Source organism: Novosphingobium resinovorum, from assembly GCF_036352595.1.
Taxonomy (GTDB): Bacteria; Pseudomonadota; Alphaproteobacteria; order Sphingomonadales; family Sphingomonadaceae; genus Novosphingobium; species Novosphingobium resinovorum_B.
On the sequence record NZ_JAZFAX010000016.1, the window covers coordinates 58028 to 73683 of the forward strand.

Below are 15656 nucleotides of genomic sequence, written 5' to 3' on the forward strand. Positions count from 1 at the left end.
ACCAAGGCACAAGACAACGCCGCGTCCGGTTCCGACCGGGCGCGGCGTCTTCGTGTCCGGACCATATCCGACGTTGCGGCCAGCGCAACGTTTTCGCCCGATGCGCGCCATTGTTGGAAAACAACCCCACTGGCATCGATCGTCCTACGGCAGAGAGCGGGACAAAGATCGCGCCGCTGCAGCAGGAATTTCCGCAGGTCAGGAACAAGGACGAAGCAATGACGGTCAGCAAGCGGTCACGGGTGAACTGGCAGGGCTATATCCCCGCGATCACGACCCCCTTCATCGACGAGGACACCCTCGACGAAAAGGGCCTCGGCCTGCTGCTGGAATGGCTCGTCGATCAGGGCATGCATGGCCTCGTGTTGGCCGGCACCACCGGCGAATGGACCAGCATGCGTCCTGACGAGCGCAAGCGCCTGTTCGAACTGGCGGGTAGCCAGATGGCGAAGAAGGTGCCGCTCATCGCGGGCTGCTCCAGCTTCACCGCGCGCGAGACGATCGCTTATGCGCAGGCCGCCGCAGAGGCCGGTTTCGAGGGCGTTCTGATCACCCCGCCGCCTTACGTGCGCCCACTGCCGAACGAGATCGTGGCGTTCTACGAGGAAGTCGGTGCCGCCATCGACCTGCCGATCTGCGTCTATAACTGGCCTCCGGGCACCGGCATCGACATGCCGTTGGAGACGCTGCGCCGCCTTGCCGACATCGACGCGATCGTCGCCATCAAGCAGTCCACCCCGCGCTTCACGCACTTCATGGACACCGTCTTCGCGCTGGGCGAGCAGGTCCGCGTGTTCGGCTACCCGATGGACGAACTCGGCCTGACGATGCTGCGCGTCCACGGCGGCGACGGAACGATGGGCGCGGGCGGCGTGCTCGGCCGCAACCAGACCGGCTTCTACGACAAGCTCTGGGCCGGTGATATCGAGGGCGCGCGCGAATGCGGGCGCAAGGACCGGGTGCTGATGGAGGAATGGTACACGCCGGACCTCGTCGGCCGCTTCGGTTCCGGCCCGGCGATCCTCAAGGCCGCGCTCGATGCCATGGGCCTGCCCGGCGGTCCGGTGCGCAAGCCGCTGATCGACGTCACCGGCAAGGACCGCGAAAGCATTGCCGAGACGCTGCGAAAGCTCGATATGCTCTGACCATGAGCATGCCGACGACGACCCACTGCGATATCCTGATCGTCGGCGGCGGACTCGTCGGCTGCGCTACGGCCTGGCATCTTTCCCGCATGGGATTCAAGGTGTTACTAGTCGAACGGGGGCACCTCAATTCGGGTGCCTCCGGCCAGAACGCGGGCTCGCTGCACTTCCAGATCGAGCGGCGCTTCCTCGAACAGGGCGAGAAGGCCGCCGCCGACGGGGCGCGCATCGTCTCGCTCAACCGCCTCGCGATCGAGGAGTGGAAGGGCATCGAGGACATGCTCGGCCGCCCCCTCGACGTCGCCATGCACGGCGGGCTGATGGTGGCCGAGACCGAGGCGGAGATGGACCTCCTCGCCTTCAAGGTGGCCCGCGAGAACGAACTTGGCTTGCCCACAAGGGTACTCAACGGCACTCAACTGCACCATAAGGCCGCCGCACTGTCCCCCAACCTTGCCGGAGCCGCCTGGCTGGAGGACGAAGGCCATGCCAACCCGCGCATCCTCGTCGATGCCTTCGCCGACGGCGCGCGCGGGCAGGGGGCGGTGGTGAAGACCGGCACCGCGCTTGCCGGACTCTCGATGCAGCGCGACCGGACATACCGCGCCACGCTGCACGGACCCGACGGCGAGGTTACGGTGAACACGCCGCGCGTGCTGCTGGCGGCGGGACATTGGGTGCCGCGCCTTGCCGGGCTGCTGGGCCTCAACGTGCCGCTTTACCCTGCGCCGCTGATGATGAGCGTCACCGATCGGACCGAGCCGGTGCTGCCTTACCTCATCCAGCACGTCGGTCGGCGGCTGTCGATGAAGCAGACCGAGGACGGCAACCTGCTGATCGGCGGCGGCTGGCCCTCGCGCCTTGCGAAGCGCGCCGACGGCACCCCTGATCTCGACCGCCCCGCGATCGTCGAGCCCGAGAACCTGCGCGCCAATCTGGACGTCGCCGCGCGGGTCATGCCGGAGCTGGCCGAGCGCTCCCTGCTGCGGACATGGACCGGCACTACCTGCATTTCCGCCGACCAACTTCCCATCGTCGGCGAGGTCGCCGCCGCGCCGGGGCTGTTCGTGGCGGCGGGGGGATCGCTGTTCACGCTTGGCCCGGTGCTGGCGCGGCTGCTCGCGCGCACGATCGCGGAAGGGACCACGCCGGAGGAACTGACGATGTTCACGCCGCGCCGCTTCGCCCACCTCGATGCCTTCGCGGTGTTGCCGTGAAGCGCGTCGAACAGGGCGTCACCCGGCCCGCGCCGGTCGCGGTGGAACTCGACGGCGCGCCGGTCATGGCGCATCCGGGCGAGACGGTGGCGGTTGCCGTGCTATCCGCCACGCCGCGCTTTCGTGACGACCGTTCGGGACAGGCGCGGGGGATGTTCTGCAACATGGGCACCTGCAGCGAATGCACCGTCTGGGTCGCGCGCGGGGATGCGCCATGGCGGCGCCTGCGCGGCTGCCTCGTGCCCGTAGAGCCGGCCCTGCGCATCCGCACCGAAAGGCCGGAAGCATGAGCACTTACGACGTCGCCATCGTTGGCGGTGGCCCGGCGGGCCTCGCCGCTGCGGAGCGCACGCTGGCGGCGGGCCTTTCGACATGCGTGATCGACGAGCAGCAGCGCCCCGGCGGCCAGATCCTGCGCCAGCCTCCCGCGACGTTCTCGGTCCCCGGCTGGCTCAGCGGCGCGCCTTATCGCAAGGGCCGCGCGCTGCTGGACCGGGTGAGCGGTGATGCGCGGCTCCAGTGGCTGGGCGGCCGCTCTGTGCTGGGCGTCATGCCTGACGGCGAAGGCTTCGCGCTAACGCTTTCGGGCACGGCGGGCGGCATCGAACAGGTGCAGGCGCGGCGGGTGCTGGTGGCCGGGGGCTGCTACGACATGCCGGTGGCGCTGCCGGGCTGGACGCTGCCCGGCGTCATGAGCGCGGGCGCGGTGCAGACGCTCATAAAGGCGCAGCAGGTGCTGCCCGGCCAACGGATCGTCCTGTTCGGCACCCATCCGCTGATGATCGTCCTCGCGCAGCAGATCGTCGAGGCGGGCGGCGAAGTCGCTGCCGTCTGTTTCGCGCAGCCCTTTGCGGCGATGGCGCGCACGGCGCTGGCGAACCTCCCGCGCGCGCTGCGGACGCCCGGCCCGTTGCTAGCCGCTGCCGCCGGGATCATGGCGCTGCGCCGGGCCGGGGTTCCTGTTCGCCACGGCGCGCAGGCGTTGCGCTGCGAAGGCACCGACGCGGTGGAGCGCATCGTCTTCAGCAACGGCGAAAGCATCGCCTGCGACGTCGCCGCGATGTGCTACGGCTTCCTGCCGCAAGTGGACCTGATCCGCCAGATCGGCGGCGAAGTGCGTTGGTCCGACCCCGCCGGAGGCTGGGAGGCAGTGCACGACGAAGCCATGCGCGCGACCGTGCCGGGCCTCTACGTCGCGGGCGAGACTACCGGTGTCGCGGGCAGCGATGCGGCGATGGCCGAGGGCGCGCTGGCGGGGCTGGCCATCGCGCGGGACGCGGGCGCTCTGTTGGCCGGGGAAGCGGCTGCGGCCATGCGCAAGCCTTGGGCCGAGCGGCAGGCGATGCAGGGCTTCATCGATCTTCTGCGCGGTGTCGCCGATCCCCGCCCATGGCTGCCGCAGCCGGAACCGGAAACCCTGCTCTGCCGGTGCGAAGACATTTCCGCCGGGGCTGTCGATCGCGCGATTGCCGATGCCTTGGAAGTCGGTCCCTCGTTCGGGGCAAGCGCGATCAAGCTGCGCTGCCGGGCTGGCATGGGGCTGTGTCAGGGCCGGACCTGCGAACACGCGCTCGTGCGCCGCATCGCCTCGGCGCGGGGCTGCACAGAGGGTGAGGTGAGCGGCTTCCGCCCGCGCTTCCCCGCGCGTGCGGTGTCGGTGGCGGACTTGCTGGAAACGATGGAATAACCTCCTAACTCCGCTCAGCCTGAGCTTGTCGAAGGCCCCTGCGGCGTGGCGCCTCGTCTCGGGGCCTTCGACAAGCTCAGGCTGAGCGGGGGGAGGGGGAAGCGGCGGGCCTTTACGTTGCGTCCATCGCAACATCTTCGCTCAGTCCACGCCATTGCCGGAACACTCGTGCGGCGTAGGCTGGCCGCTTCCCAGCCGGAGATTCCCATGACCGACGCCGCGTCCGACCGCCCCATCTTCATCGAGGCCGACCACGTATCCTGGACCGTGGCCGATGCCGACACCGTCGCGCAGTGGTACAAGGACGTTTTCGGCGCCACCGAACTGTTCCGCATGGGACCGCTCGACGCCGCCGATATCCCGGTCGGCGAGGACGGCCGCGACTGGATGGAAAGCCATGTCGGCGTGCCGGGCGCCTGCCTGACGCTCATCATGCTCAAGCTGACGGCGAACCTGAACTTCCAGCTCGTCCAGTACGACAAGCCCGCCGATCGCGGTACGACCCTGCCGCGCAACTGCGATGCGGGCGGCCACCACCTCGGCATCAAGGTCGACGATGTCGAGAAGGCCAAGGCTTACCTCGCCGCCCACGGCTGCACGCCGATGGACACCATCGACATCACCGAGGGTCCGCTGGCGGGCAAGAAGAACCTCTATATCCTCGACCCCTGGGGCCACCAGCTCGAGATCGTCGACTGACCTTTCCTGACAGGAGCCTGCCATGACCAGCACCCGCATCAATCCCGAGACGCTCTATCCCAGCGTCCAGTACGGTTTCTCACACGCCACGCTCGACGAGGCGACCGGCACCCTGCACCTCTCGGGGCAGGTGGCCTGGGACAAGGACTACAATGTCGTCGGTGGCCCGGACATCGGCCTTCAGGCTCGGCAGGCGCTGGCGAACATCAAGGACGTGCTGGCTTCGCAGGGCGTCGGCCCCGAAGCGGTGCTGCGCCTGCGCACCTTCATCGTGAACTACGACGTCTCGATGCTGGCCGCGATCGGGCCGGAACTGGGCGCGTTCTATGGTGATGTAGTGCCGGCGTCGAACACCGTGGTGGGCGTTTCGGCGCTGGCGATGCCCGAGTTCCTGATCGAGATCGAGGCCATCGCCACGGTGAAGTAGCCGTAGCGATGCCCTGCCGGGGTTGAGGCAGGCCGATGGGGCTTCGACAAGCTCAGCCTGAGCAGGATTAGAAGACCGCCTCTCAACGCCGCTCAGGCTGAGCTTGTCGAAGCCCCATCGGTGCACGCCAAGAAGGCCCGTCGCTTCATCTGCGACGGGCCTTTTTCATCACCCCTCCGCCTTCTCTGCGCTCCACTGCGCGTAAGTCGGACGCGTCATCTGGAACAGGTCGGTGGTGCGTGCATACCAGCCGGCGCCGTGGACACGGGCGACGAGGTTCATCGCCAGGGTATCGACGTGCAGCTTCTCGGCATCGATGAAGGCGTTGTCGATGTGGAAGCGCAGCACTTCGCCAAGGGCAATGGTGGTCTTCTCGGTCTCGACCGCCTCGTAGAGCCGGCATTCCATCGCCACCGGGGCGCTGGCGATGCGCGGGGCGCCGATCACGCTGGAGGGCAGCGTGCCGATGCCCGCCGCCGCGAGTTCGTCGAACTCGGGCGGGCCGTCGATGCAGGTGAAGTTCATCGCCGCGCTGTCCGCCTCGGAGACGAGGTTGACCACGAACTCGCCGGTTTCGAGGATGTTGGCGGCGCTGTCCTTGTGGGTGCCGTCGGGGCGGCGCATCATGCCCAGCACGACCAGCGGCGGCTCGGCGCTCATCATGTTGAAGAAGCTGTAGGGCGCGGCATTGCGCAGCCCCGCGCCCGACACCGTCGTCACCCACGCGATCGGGCGCGGGGTGATGCTGGAGCCCATCAGCTTGTAGCGATCGGGGCCCGGTACTTTTGAAAAATCGAATTCCACGCTTGATTACTCCCCGGAGCGGGTGACCGCGCGGCGCGGCGCGACATTGACCTTCAGTTCGAACACGTCCGGCCGGGCGTAGTGGCCGACGACGTCGAAGTCGTACTTGCCGCGCACCACCTGCGCCGGTTCGATATCGGCATAGAGGATCGTTTCGCCCGAATAGTCCGGCCCCGCAAGCACGGCGCCCAGCGGATCCACGATCATCGAGCCGCCGCGCAGCAGGACGGTCTCGGGATCGTCGCCCAGCGCGCAGTCGTAGTCTGCCGGGTAGGCGCCGCGCGTCACGTGCTGGCAGGCGGAAAGCACGAAGCAGCGGCCCTCCAGCGCGATGTGCTGCATGGTCGAGGGCCAGGCGTCGCGGTCGTCGGCGGTGGGGGCGCAGTAGATGGAGATGCCCTGATCGTACATCGCCATGCGCATCATCGGCATGTAGTTTTCCCAGCAGATCACCGCGCCGACCTTGCCGAAGGGGGTATCGAACACCGGCAGCGTGGAGCCATCGCCGAAGCCCCAGATCAGGCGCTCGGCGCCGGTCGGCATGAGCTTGCGGTGCTTGCCGATCAGCCCCCTGTCGCCGTCGAAGAACAACGCGGTGCAGTAGACGGTGCCGCCGTCGCGCTCGATCACGCCGATGACGACGAACGCGCCGGTCTCGGCGGTTGCCTCTGCGAGGAGGTCCACTTCGGGGCCGTTCAGGTCGATTGCGGCTTCGTGGTAGATGCGGAAGTCCTCGCGGCCCTGGGGCTTCCTCATGCCCACCGGCGTGCCGAACGAAGCGCCCTTGGGATAGCCGCCAAGGAACGCTTCGGGGAACACCATGAACTGCGCGCCGCCCGCGGCTGCCTTGCGGATCAGGCCGGCAGCCTTCTGCGCGGCGGCGAGAGAATCGGTGGGGATCGATGCGGCCTGAACGACGGCGGCCTTGAAGGGTGCGGGCATGTGGCGCTCCTTTCCAGAAATCGCAGGGAATCTGCGGTTCACATAAGCGACAATAGTTGCATTTGACACTTTATTCAAATTATTTTAGGTCTGTAATATCTCGAACGGAGGCACCCATGGCGACTGAGAGCTACGACCAGTATCGCGAGGACATGATCGGCCGCGCGAACGTGGAGGACACCCCCGAGCTGGTGGCCTATTACGAGCGTCTGAAGCAGCTGGGCACCGGCGCGCTGTGGACCGTCGCCAACAAGATCGAGCCGTGGGAGCCGGTTTCCACGTCGGTGCCGTACCTGTGGCGTTACAAGGACTTGCGCGACGATGTTATGAAGGCGCTTGACCTCGTGACACCGGAGAAGGCCGGGCGCCGGGTGGTCTACCTGGAGAATCCGGGGCGCAGCGACGTCGTCGCCGCCGTGGGCTGGCTTTATTCGGGGCTGCAAGTGATGGGGCCGGGCGAACTGGCTTCCAGCCATCGCCATTCGGCCTCGGCGCTGCGCTTCATCATGGAGGGCGAGGGCGCCTTCACCAATGTCGATGGTCATAAAATGACCTTGGGTGCCAATGACTTCGTGCTCACTCCTAATGGAACCTGGCATGAGCATGGCGTGGCCGAGGGCGGCACCCCGTGCATCTGGCAGGACGGCCTCGACATCCCGCTGATGAACGCACTGGAGGCCAACTTCTACGAGGTTCATCCCGATCTGCAGCAGGCGGTCTCCTACCCGGTCGACGATTCCACCGCGACCTGGGCGGGTACCGGCCTGCGCCCGGCGGGCATGGCCTGGTCCAAGCCTTATTCGCCGCTGTTCAAATACGAATGGGCGCCCACCTACGAGGCGCTGACGAAATATGCGCGAGTCACCGACGGGTCGCCCTTCGACGGTGTGATGATGGAATACGTCAATCCGCATACCGGCGGTCCGGTGATGCAGACGATCGGCGCGTCCATGCAGCTGCTGCGCCCCGGCGAGCGGACGAAGGCCCACCGCCAGACCGGCAGCTTCGTCTACCAGTGCGCCAAGGGGAAGGGCTGGTCCATCATCAACGGCCAGCGCTTCGACTGGCAGGAGCGCGACATCTTCGTGGTCCCCGCCTGGATGTACCACGAGCACGCCAATGCCTCGGACACCGAGGATGCCTGCCTGTTCACCTTTAACGACCTGCCCGTGATGCGCGCCCTCGGCCTCTACCGCGAGGAAGCGCTGGGCGAGAACGACGGCCACCAGCCAATCCTCACCTGATTTGTCAACTTAACGTCATAACCTACGGGGGAATAACCCAATGCGTCTCGTTACCTACCGTGCCAATGTCGAAGCCGAAGCCCGGCTCGGCGCCCTCGTCTCCGGGTTCGGCCCCGGTGCTGCCAACGATCTCGTGCTCGACCTCGAACTGTTCGGCGAGGAAATGGGCGTTCCCTTCCCCGCGACGATGCTCGAATTCATCGACCTCGGCCCGCAGGCGGTCCTGATCGCCTCCAAGCTGATCGAGCAGGCCGAGGGCCTGTTCCCGCTCGGCACCGCGATCCCCTTCGCCAACGTGATCCTGCTCGCGCCGATCCCGCGCCCGCGCAAGAACATCTTCGGTATCGGCCTCAACTACACCGAGCACGTCGCCGAGAGCGCCAAGTCGCTCGACACCTCGCCCGAGCTGCCGCGCCAGCCGGTGATCTTCTCCAAGCCGCCGACCTCGGTGATCGCGCCGGGCGAGCCGATCCGCCACAACGGCGAGATCACCCAGCAGCTCGACTGGGAAGTCGAACTCGCCGCGATCATCGGCACCAAGGCCAAGGGCGTCGCCCGCGAGGACGCGCTGAACTACGTGTTCGGCTATACCGTCTGCATCGACATGAGCGCGCGCGACTGCCGCCGTGCCGGCCAGTGGATCTACTCGAAGGGGCAGGACACTTTCGCGCCGATGGGCCCGGTCGTGGTCACCGCCGACGAACTGGGCGATCCGCAGACCCTCGACCTCTCGCTCACCGTCAACGGCGTGACCAAGCAGTCGAGCAACACCGCCTTCATGCTGTTCAAGGTCGACGAACTGGTCGCCGACATCTCGAAGGGCATCACCCTTGAGCCGGGCGACATCATCGCCACCGGCACCCCGGCGGGCGTCGGCGCCGGCATGGACCCGCAGGAGTGGGTCTGGCCGGGTGACGTGATCACGGCCACCGTCGAGAAGATCGGCTCGCTAACCCACTCGGTCATCAAGGCTTGAAATTTCGGGCCTGAAGCTTCGGGCCTGACACCAGGCTTCCTCAAGGAAGAACATCCTCCCTGACTTACGACGGGGGCCCTGCCAAAGGGCCCCCTTTTTTTGCCGAAAACGCCGCGTTCAAACCGTTGCAGACATTCAACCTTAGGTCCGCGTTAACCAATTATGCCTAACAGCGAGGCGCAATCTTGGGGCGCGCTACGCATGTTCGATATTCTGCTGTGCATTCATGACCAGCACGACCACCGGCTCGTGGTGCTTGCCGGGGTGATCTGCCTGGTGGCGGCGGCGAGTTCGGTGCTGCTGCTGCGCCATGCCCGGCATATCTCGGGGCCGGCGGCGGTGCGCTGGACGGTCGGGGCCGGCTTCGCGATCGGCTTCGGCATCTGGGCGACGCATTTCGTGGCGATGCTCGGCTACGACCCGGGCGTGATCGTCGGCTACGGCGTGCCGGCGACGATCGTATCGCTGGCGATCGCGATCGCGATGACGACGATCAGCTTCTTCGTCGCGCTGGGCTGGCCCGAGCGCCGGGGGCTGGCGGCCGCCGCCGTCCTGGGTGGCGGGGGCATCGCGGGCATGCACTATATCGGCATGTCGGCGCTGGAAATCCCGGCCGAGATGCACTGGCGCGCGGGCTATGTGGCGGCTTCGCTGCTCTTTGCGATCCTGCCCGGCTATCCGGCGCTGCGACTGGCGGTACGCGGGCACTCGCTGCGCAGCGGGCTGGGGGCGAGCCTGCTGCTGGCCCTGTCGGTCCTGCTCCTGCACTTCACCGGCATGGCCGGGATGCAACTGACCGCGGCGCCGCTGGGGCGCCCGGACGACGTGCTGCTGTCCTCGCAGAGCATGGCCGCGATGATCGCCGGCGGCTCGCTGGGACTGCTGACGCTCTGCACGGCGCTGCTGGCGATGGCCCGCAGGGCGCGCATGGCGCTGCACGCCAGCGAACGGGCGATGAGCATCCTGGTCCAGGGCATCACCGACTGCGCCATCTACATGCTCGACCGCGAGGCGCATGTGGTGAACTGGAATGCCGGCGCGCAGCGGTTGAAGGGCTATGACGCCCACGAGGCCATCGGCCTGCCGCTGGCGGCGTTCTATACCCCGGAAGACCGCGCGCAGCGGGCCCACGAACATGCCGTCGGGCTGGCGCTGGAGAACGGCAAGTTCACCGGCGAAGGCTGGCGCCTGCGCCGCGACGGCACGCGCTTCTGGGCGCACGTCACCATCGAGAAAGTCACCGACGAGCAGGGCCAGCACATCGGCTTCGCCAAGATCACCCGCGACATGACGCGCTTCAAGGAAGACGAGGACCGCCTGCGCGAACTCGCCGGGCATCTCGACGCGGCGCTGGGCAACATGCACCAGGGGCTGTGCCTGTTCGATGCGCAGCGCGAGCTGCTGATGGCCAATTCCCGCTTCGCGCAGATCTGGGGCATCGATCCCGCAGTGACGCTGCGCGGGCAGACGCTGGCGGCGGTAGCCGATGCCGCGGCTGCGGTGCAGGTCGCCCGCGGGCTGTCCGAGCGTGACGCCGAATTCCTGCACCGCCAGGTCGTGCAGTGCTTCGAACTTCCGGGCGGATCGCCGGTGGTACTGGACGTGGGCGAGCATCTGGTCGTCGCGATGACGAGCAGGGCGATGCCGGGCGGCGGCCGCGTCGTCACCTTCGAGGACATTACCGAGCGGCGCCGCTCGGAGGACAAGATCGCCCACATGGCGATGCACGACAGCCTGACCGGGCTGCCCAACCGATCGTCGTTCGCGCACTGGATCGACGCCGAACTGGAGCAGGCCCGGCACTTCGGGCACCAGCTCGCCACGGTCATGATCGACCTCGACCGGTTCAAGGAAATCAACGACACGCGTGGCCACGGGGCCGGCGACATGGCGCTGCAACTGCTGTCGAAGCGGCTGCTCGACGTCCTGCTCGACGGCGAGGTCGTCGCCCGGCTTGGCGGCGACGAGTTCGCGGCGGCCAAGCGGTTCCGCGATCGCGCGGAACTGGCGAGCTTCCTCGACCGCCTGGAAAGCTGCTTCGCGACGCCGCTGGGGCCGGCCGACAATGCCTTCCACCTGGGCGCGAGCATCGGTGTCGCCATCTTCCCGCATGACGGCGAGTGGCGCGAGCAGATCCTCAACAACGCCGACCTCGCGATGTACCGCGCCAAGGGCGGGCTGGGCGAGCGCATCGCCTACTACGAGCCCGAGATGGACGAGACCGCGCGCGCCCGGCGGCAGATCGCCCACGACTTGCGCCTGGCGATCGAGCGCGACGAATTGTCGCTCGTCTACCAGGCGCAGCATTCGCTCGTGGACGGAGAGCCCAACGGCTACGAGGCGCTGCTGCGCTGGCGGCATCCGACCCGGGGCCTGGTTTCGCCGGTCGAGTTCATCCCGGTCGCCGAGGAAACGGGCGAGATCTTCCGCATCGGCGAATGGGTGCTGCGCGAGGCTTGCCGCGAAGCCCGCGACTGGCCCGCCGGCCTGAAGGTGGCGGTCAACCTCTCGGCGGTGCAGCTGCTGCAGCCCGACCTCGCCGACGTGGTGCGCGGCATCCTGGTCGAAACCGGGCTTCCCGCCGCGCGACTGGAGCTGGAGATCACCGAGACCGCGATCATCGCCGACAAGCTGCGCGCGCTGCACCTGCTGCGCCAGATCAAGGCGCTGGGCGTCAGCATCGCCATCGACGATTTCGGCACCGGCTATTCCTCGCTCGATACCCTGCATTCGTTCCCGTTCGACAAGATCAAGATCGACAAGTCGTTCGTGCTCAAGTCGCAGCGCAGCGCGGAAGCGCGCGCGATCATCAAGGCGGTGCTGGCGCTTGGCCAGAGCCTCAACATGCCGGTGCTCGCGGAGGGCGTGGAGACGGGGGACCAGGCCGCGCTGCTGCGGGAGCAGGGCTGCGATCAGGCCCAGGGCTACTACTTCGGCCGCCCGGGCCGGGCGCCGTTCCCGCTGGCGCTCGAAGGGTCGCTGCGGGTCGCGGGCTGAGCCGCGACCGAACTGCCGTCAGGCGGGGACCAGCCCGGCTTCGATGGCGGCGCGCACGCCCTGCGGCCATTCCACCGGGCGATGGATGTTCAGGTCCATGCAGACCAGCACCACCCGCGCGCGCAGGCGCTCGCGTCCCTCGCCGGCGAACACCACCTCGATCCCGCAACTGGTGCGACCGAGGTGCTGGGCGGTGATGGTGATGTCGAGCTTGTCGCCGAGGCGGCTCGGCGAGAGGAACTCCACCTCCAGCTTGACCGTCGGCACGCCGATGTGGTGATCGAGGTGCATGGCCGCGAAGTCGAGCCCGAGTTCCTGGGCGAACCAGTCCTCCACCGCACCGTTGAGCATCTCGAAATAGCGGGGGTAGAAGACGATCCCCGCCGGGTCGACATCTGCGAAACGCACTTGCGCGGTGGTGGTGAAGGGCATCGGCGCGGATCCTAGAGAATGGAAGTCTTGAGCTGGGTCAGCAGGGCCAGGAGCTGGCGCTGGCTGTCCTCGGGAAAGTCGGCGAGGGCTTCGCGCACCCAGCCGTGGTGGGCCTCCGCCAGCGCGGCGAACTGGACGCGGCCGTTCGGCGTGAGCGAGACGATGGCGGAGCGGGCGTCTTCCGGATCGGTGTACGAAGAGACGAGGCCCTGTTCCTGCAGCTGGCGCACGATCGCGGTGACGTTGCCGTTGGAGACGAGCAGCGCGCGCGACAGTTCGCCCATGCGCAGGCCGTCCGGCGCGCGGTCCAGCGTCGCGAGGATGTCGAAGCGGGGCAGGGTGGTGGAGAACTGGTCCTCGAAATTGCGGCGCAGGCGCTTCTCGATGATCTTCGCGCAGTCGAGCAGGCGCACCCAGACGCGCAAGTCGAGCGTGCCGGACGGCGCGGTGCTGCCGGGAATCGTCTTTTCCATCGTCGCCAAGGCTCCTCGTTTTCCAGGAGGTTCCATAGCGGGGGATGCGATTATGTCGATTCCTGCAGGCATAAAGTTTCTTTCGGGCAAGCAACCCTGCGTTGAAGCAGCCCCTTCGACAAGCTCAGGGTGAGCGGGGTTGGAATGAACCTCCCAATTCCGCTCAGGCTGAGCTCGTCGAAGCCCCGGCCGCCGGGCGCGAGGGTCAGGCCCGTGCGCCCTCCGCCTGTTTCGCGGCGCGCATCGCCATCTGCTGGCCCAGTTTGTAGGGCGCGGGGATCGGCTGTTCCTCATACCCGGCCGAGGCCGCGGCGCGCAGCGTCCACACCGGGTCGAACAGGTGCGTGCGGCCCAGCGCGACGAGATCCGCGCGGCCCGCCGTCAGGATCGAGTTGACCTGATCGGCATCGGCGATGTTGCCCACCGCGATCGTCGGTACGCCTGCCTCGTTGCGGATCTGGTCGGCGAACGGGGTCTGGAACATGCGGCCGAAGACCGGGCGGCCTTCGGGGGCGGTTTCACCGGCGGAAACGTCGACGATGTCCACGCCTGCTTCGCGCAGCAGCCGGGCGATCTCGACCGCCTCGGCCGGGGTCACGCCCGCTTCGCCGACCCAGTCGTTGGCCGAGATGCGCACCGCCAGCGGCTTGTCCTGCGGCCATGCGGCGCGGACCGCCTCGACCACGCGCAGCGGGAAACGCATGCGGTTTTCAAGGGAGCCGCCGAAGGCGTCCTCGCGCGCGTTCATCACCGGGGTGATGAAGGCCGAGAGCAGGTTGCCGTGGCCCGCCTGCACCTCGAGCATGTCGAAGCCGGCCTTGTCGGCCAGCATGGCGGTGGCGACGAATTGCTGGACGATGCGGTCCATTCCCTTCGCGTCCAATGCCTGCGGGACCGTGCCGCCCTTGCGCCACGCCTGCGCGCTGGCGGAGACGATCGGCCACGGCGCGTCCATCGGCACGTCGTAGCCCACACCTTCACCGGGCACCTGACACGCGGCGCGGGCACCGGCATGGCCGATCTGTGCGCAGGTCTTGGCCGCCGAGTGCTGGTGCGCGAACTGGTTGAAGGCGGTCCAGCGCTCGGCCTGACCGTCGTGCCACAGGCCGGGGCAGGCGGGGGTGGTGCGGCCTTCGGGCGCGACGGCGAGCATCTCGGTGACGACCAGACCCGCGCCGCCCAGCGCGCGCGAACCGTAGTGGACCGAGTGGAAGTCGGTGGCATAGCCGTCGGCATCGGCCGAGTACGTCAGCATCGCCGGGATCACCACCCGGTTGGGCACCGTCATCCCGCGCAGGGTATAAGGCGTGAACATCGGCTGCACCGGCACGTTGCGGCCTTCGTTGCCCGCCCAGAACCAGCGCTCCAGCCCCTCCAGCCAGGCGGCGTCGCGCAGGCGCAGGTTCTCGTGGCTGACGCGCTGCGAGCGGGTCATCAGCGAATAGGCGAACTGCGGCAGGTCGAAGCCGAGGTAGCGATCCAGCGTCTCGAACCATTCCGTCGAATTGCGCGCCGAGTTCTGGATCTTGAGCACCTCGACATGGCGCTCCTCCTGATATTCGGCGAGCGCGGCGGCCAGTTCCTCGCGCCCCGTGATGCCGGGTCGGTCCAGCACTTGCGCCAGCTTGATCGCATCTTCCAGCGCCAGCTTGGTGCCCGAACCGATCGAGAAGTGCGCGGTGTGCGCGGCATCCCCAAGCAGCACGACGTTGTCGAACGACCACTGCTTGCAGATCACGCGGCGGAAGTTGATCCACGCCGCCGAGCCGCGCAAGTGCGTGGCGTTGGAGATCAGCGGGTGGCCGTCCAGATGGCGCGCGAAGATTGTCTCGCACAGCGCGATCGAATCGGCCTGCTCCATCACGTCGAGGCCAAGGCCGGTCCACGTTTCGGGCGAGCATTCGACGATGAAGGTCGAATGCGTCTCGTCGAAGCGGTAGGCGTGCGCCCAGATCCAGCCTGCGTGGGTCTTCTCGAAGATGAAGGCGAAGGCATCGAACAGCTTGGTGGTGCCCAGCCAGGAGAACTTATTGGTCTTGGTCTGGATATCGACGCCGAACTTCTCTTCGTTGGCGGTGCGCACCATCGAATTGATGCCGTCCGCCGCCACGATCAGGTCGAAGTCCGCGAACTGCGAGAGGTCGTCGCTGAACTGCGTCTCGAAGTGCATGATCACGCCCAGTTCGGCGGCGCGCGCCTGCAGGATCTGCAGCAGGTGCTTGCGGCCGATGCCGATGAAGCCGTGGCCGGAGGAGCTGACGGTGTTCTCGCCGACGGTGACGTCGACGTCGTCCCAATGCGCGAAGCTGTCGACGATGGTGGCGGCGCTGACCGGGTCGTTCGCCTGCAGGTTCACCAGCGTCTGGTCGGAGAACACCACGCCCCAGCCGAAGGTGTCGCCCTCGCGGTTGCGTTCGAAGACGTGGACCTCATGCGCAGGGTCGCGCAGCTTCATCGAGATCGCGAAGTAGATACCGGCAGGTCCGCCGCCGAGGCACGCAATACGCATGGATGTCTCTCCTGAATTGCTTCATGCCTAAACTAATATGGTTGCACGTGCAAGTTTAATCGAGGCGGAAATGCGTTGGCGGTCCGGGGGTTTAGGGCTGGCCC

The 15656-nt window shown here is 67.4% G+C and carries 14 protein-coding genes; 9 read left to right on the forward strand and 5 right to left on the reverse strand.

Annotation, left to right across the window (positions count from 1 at the left end; all coding sequences use genetic code 11):
- Positions 1-218: 218 nt before the first annotated feature.
- From V2S85_RS15685 to V2S85_RS15710, 6 genes are all read left to right on the forward strand, one after another.
- Positions 219-1145, forward strand: a complete 927-nt coding sequence (locus V2S85_RS15685) for a dihydrodipicolinate synthase family protein (RefSeq protein ID WP_330703784.1) — start codon at positions 219-221, stop codon at positions 1143-1145.
- Positions 1146-1147: 2 nt separating this feature from the next.
- Positions 1148-2362, forward strand: coding sequence for an FAD-dependent oxidoreductase (locus tag V2S85_RS15690; RefSeq protein ID WP_330703785.1), 1215 nt, complete (start codon positions 1148-1150; stop codon positions 2360-2362).
- Positions 2359-2652 carry a 2Fe-2S iron-sulfur cluster-binding protein gene (locus tag V2S85_RS15695; protein ID WP_330703786.1) on the forward strand — a complete coding sequence of 98 codons (294 nt, stop codon included), beginning with the start codon at positions 2359-2361 and terminating at the stop codon, positions 2650-2652. The genes V2S85_RS15690 and V2S85_RS15695 overlap by 4 nt, the downstream gene beginning before the upstream one ends.
- Positions 2649-4049, forward strand: coding sequence for an NAD(P)/FAD-dependent oxidoreductase (locus V2S85_RS15700; RefSeq protein ID WP_330703787.1), 1401 nt, complete (start codon positions 2649-2651; stop codon positions 4047-4049). Before V2S85_RS15695 ends, V2S85_RS15700 begins: the two co-directional genes overlap by 4 nt.
- Before the next feature lie 207 nt (positions 4050-4256).
- Positions 4257-4748, forward strand: a complete 492-nt coding sequence (locus V2S85_RS15705) for a VOC family protein (protein ID WP_330703788.1) — start codon at positions 4257-4259, stop codon at positions 4746-4748.
- A gap of 22 nt (positions 4749-4770) precedes the next feature.
- Positions 4771-5175, forward strand: a complete 405-nt coding sequence (locus V2S85_RS15710; RefSeq protein WP_330703789.1) for a RidA family protein — start codon at positions 4771-4773, stop codon at positions 5173-5175.
- Between the two features lie 168 nt (positions 5176-5343).
- Here V2S85_RS15710 and V2S85_RS15715 read toward each other — a convergent pair whose 3' ends face one another.
- Both V2S85_RS15715 and V2S85_RS15720 read right to left on the reverse strand, forming a co-directional pair.
- Entirely contained in the window at positions 5344-5979 is a 636-nt protein-coding gene (locus V2S85_RS15715) for a flavin reductase family protein (RefSeq protein ID WP_330703790.1), read from the reverse strand.
- 6 nt (positions 5980-5985) lie between these two features.
- On the reverse strand, positions 5986-6921 hold the full coding sequence (locus V2S85_RS15720; RefSeq protein ID WP_330703791.1) for a carbon-nitrogen hydrolase family protein: 936 nt from the start codon (positions 6919-6921) through the stop codon (positions 5986-5988).
- A gap of 116 nt (positions 6922-7037) precedes the next feature.
- On the opposite strand from V2S85_RS15720, the gene V2S85_RS15725 reads away from it, so the two are divergent.
- The 3 genes from V2S85_RS15725 (at position 7038) to V2S85_RS15735 (ending at position 12138) form a co-directional block, all read left to right on the forward strand.
- Positions 7038-8165, forward strand: coding sequence for a cupin domain-containing protein (locus V2S85_RS15725; protein ID WP_330703792.1), 1128 nt, complete (start codon positions 7038-7040; stop codon positions 8163-8165).
- A gap of 40 nt (positions 8166-8205) precedes the next feature.
- Positions 8206-9141, forward strand: a complete 936-nt coding sequence (locus V2S85_RS15730) for a fumarylacetoacetate hydrolase family protein (RefSeq protein WP_330703793.1) — start codon at positions 8206-8208, stop codon at positions 9139-9141.
- Positions 9142-9342: 201 nt separating this feature from the next.
- Positions 9343-12138 (forward strand): EAL domain-containing protein, encoded by a 2796-nt coding sequence (locus tag V2S85_RS15735; RefSeq protein WP_330703794.1) that lies wholly within the window; start codon positions 9343-9345, stop codon positions 12136-12138.
- An 18-nt stretch (positions 12139-12156) separates the two neighbouring features.
- On the opposite strand, the gene V2S85_RS15740 is transcribed toward V2S85_RS15735, so the two are convergent.
- From V2S85_RS15740 to V2S85_RS15750, 3 genes are all read right to left on the reverse strand, one after another.
- A complete protein-coding gene (locus V2S85_RS15740) occupies positions 12157-12570 on the reverse strand; it encodes a thioesterase family protein (protein WP_330703795.1) in 414 nt (137 codons plus the stop codon).
- Positions 12571-12581: 11 nt separating this feature from the next.
- Entirely contained in the window at positions 12582-13043 is a 462-nt protein-coding gene (locus V2S85_RS15745; protein WP_330703796.1) for a MarR family transcriptional regulator, read from the reverse strand.
- Positions 13044-13248: 205 nt separating this feature from the next.
- Positions 13249-15552 (reverse strand): bifunctional salicylyl-CoA 5-hydroxylase/oxidoreductase, encoded by a 2304-nt coding sequence (locus V2S85_RS15750; RefSeq protein ID WP_330703797.1) that lies wholly within the window; start codon positions 15550-15552, stop codon positions 13249-13251.
- Between the last annotated feature and the right edge of the window lie 104 nt (positions 15553-15656).

What these genes read in the sequence shown, in the direction of transcription:
- V2S85_RS15690 (WP_330703785.1), top strand. Translation starts at nt 1,148, where the DNA reads ATGAGCATGCCGACGACGACCCACTGCGATATCCTGATCGTCGGCGGC.
- V2S85_RS15725 (WP_330703792.1), top strand. Translation starts at nt 7,038, where the DNA reads ATGGCGACTGAGAGCTACGACCAGTATCGCGAGGACATGATCGGCCGC.
- V2S85_RS15740 (WP_330703795.1), bottom strand. Translation starts at nt 12,570, where the DNA reads ATGCCCTTCACCACCACCGCGCAAGTGCGTTTCGCAGATGTCGACCCG.
- V2S85_RS15685 (WP_330703784.1), top strand. Translation starts at nt 219, where the DNA reads ATGACGGTCAGCAAGCGGTCACGGGTGAACTGGCAGGGCTATATCCCC.
- V2S85_RS15750 (WP_330703797.1), bottom strand. Translation starts at nt 15,552, where the DNA reads ATGCGTATTGCGTGCCTCGGCGGCGGACCTGCCGGTATCTACTTCGCG.
- V2S85_RS15705 (WP_330703788.1), top strand. Translation starts at nt 4,257, where the DNA reads ATGACCGACGCCGCGTCCGACCGCCCCATCTTCATCGAGGCCGACCAC.
- V2S85_RS15700 (WP_330703787.1), top strand. Translation starts at nt 2,649, where the DNA reads ATGAGCACTTACGACGTCGCCATCGTTGGCGGTGGCCCGGCGGGCCTC.
- V2S85_RS15710 (WP_330703789.1), top strand. Translation starts at nt 4,771, where the DNA reads ATGACCAGCACCCGCATCAATCCCGAGACGCTCTATCCCAGCGTCCAG.
- V2S85_RS15730 (WP_330703793.1), top strand. Translation starts at nt 8,206, where the DNA reads ATGCGTCTCGTTACCTACCGTGCCAATGTCGAAGCCGAAGCCCGGCTC.
- V2S85_RS15735 (WP_330703794.1), top strand. Translation starts at nt 9,343, where the DNA reads ATGTTCGATATTCTGCTGTGCATTCATGACCAGCACGACCACCGGCTC.
- V2S85_RS15745 (WP_330703796.1), bottom strand. Translation starts at nt 13,043, where the DNA reads ATGGAAAAGACGATTCCCGGCAGCACCGCGCCGTCCGGCACGCTCGAC.
- V2S85_RS15720 (WP_330703791.1), bottom strand. Translation starts at nt 6,921, where the DNA reads ATGCCCGCACCCTTCAAGGCCGCCGTCGTTCAGGCCGCATCGATCCCC.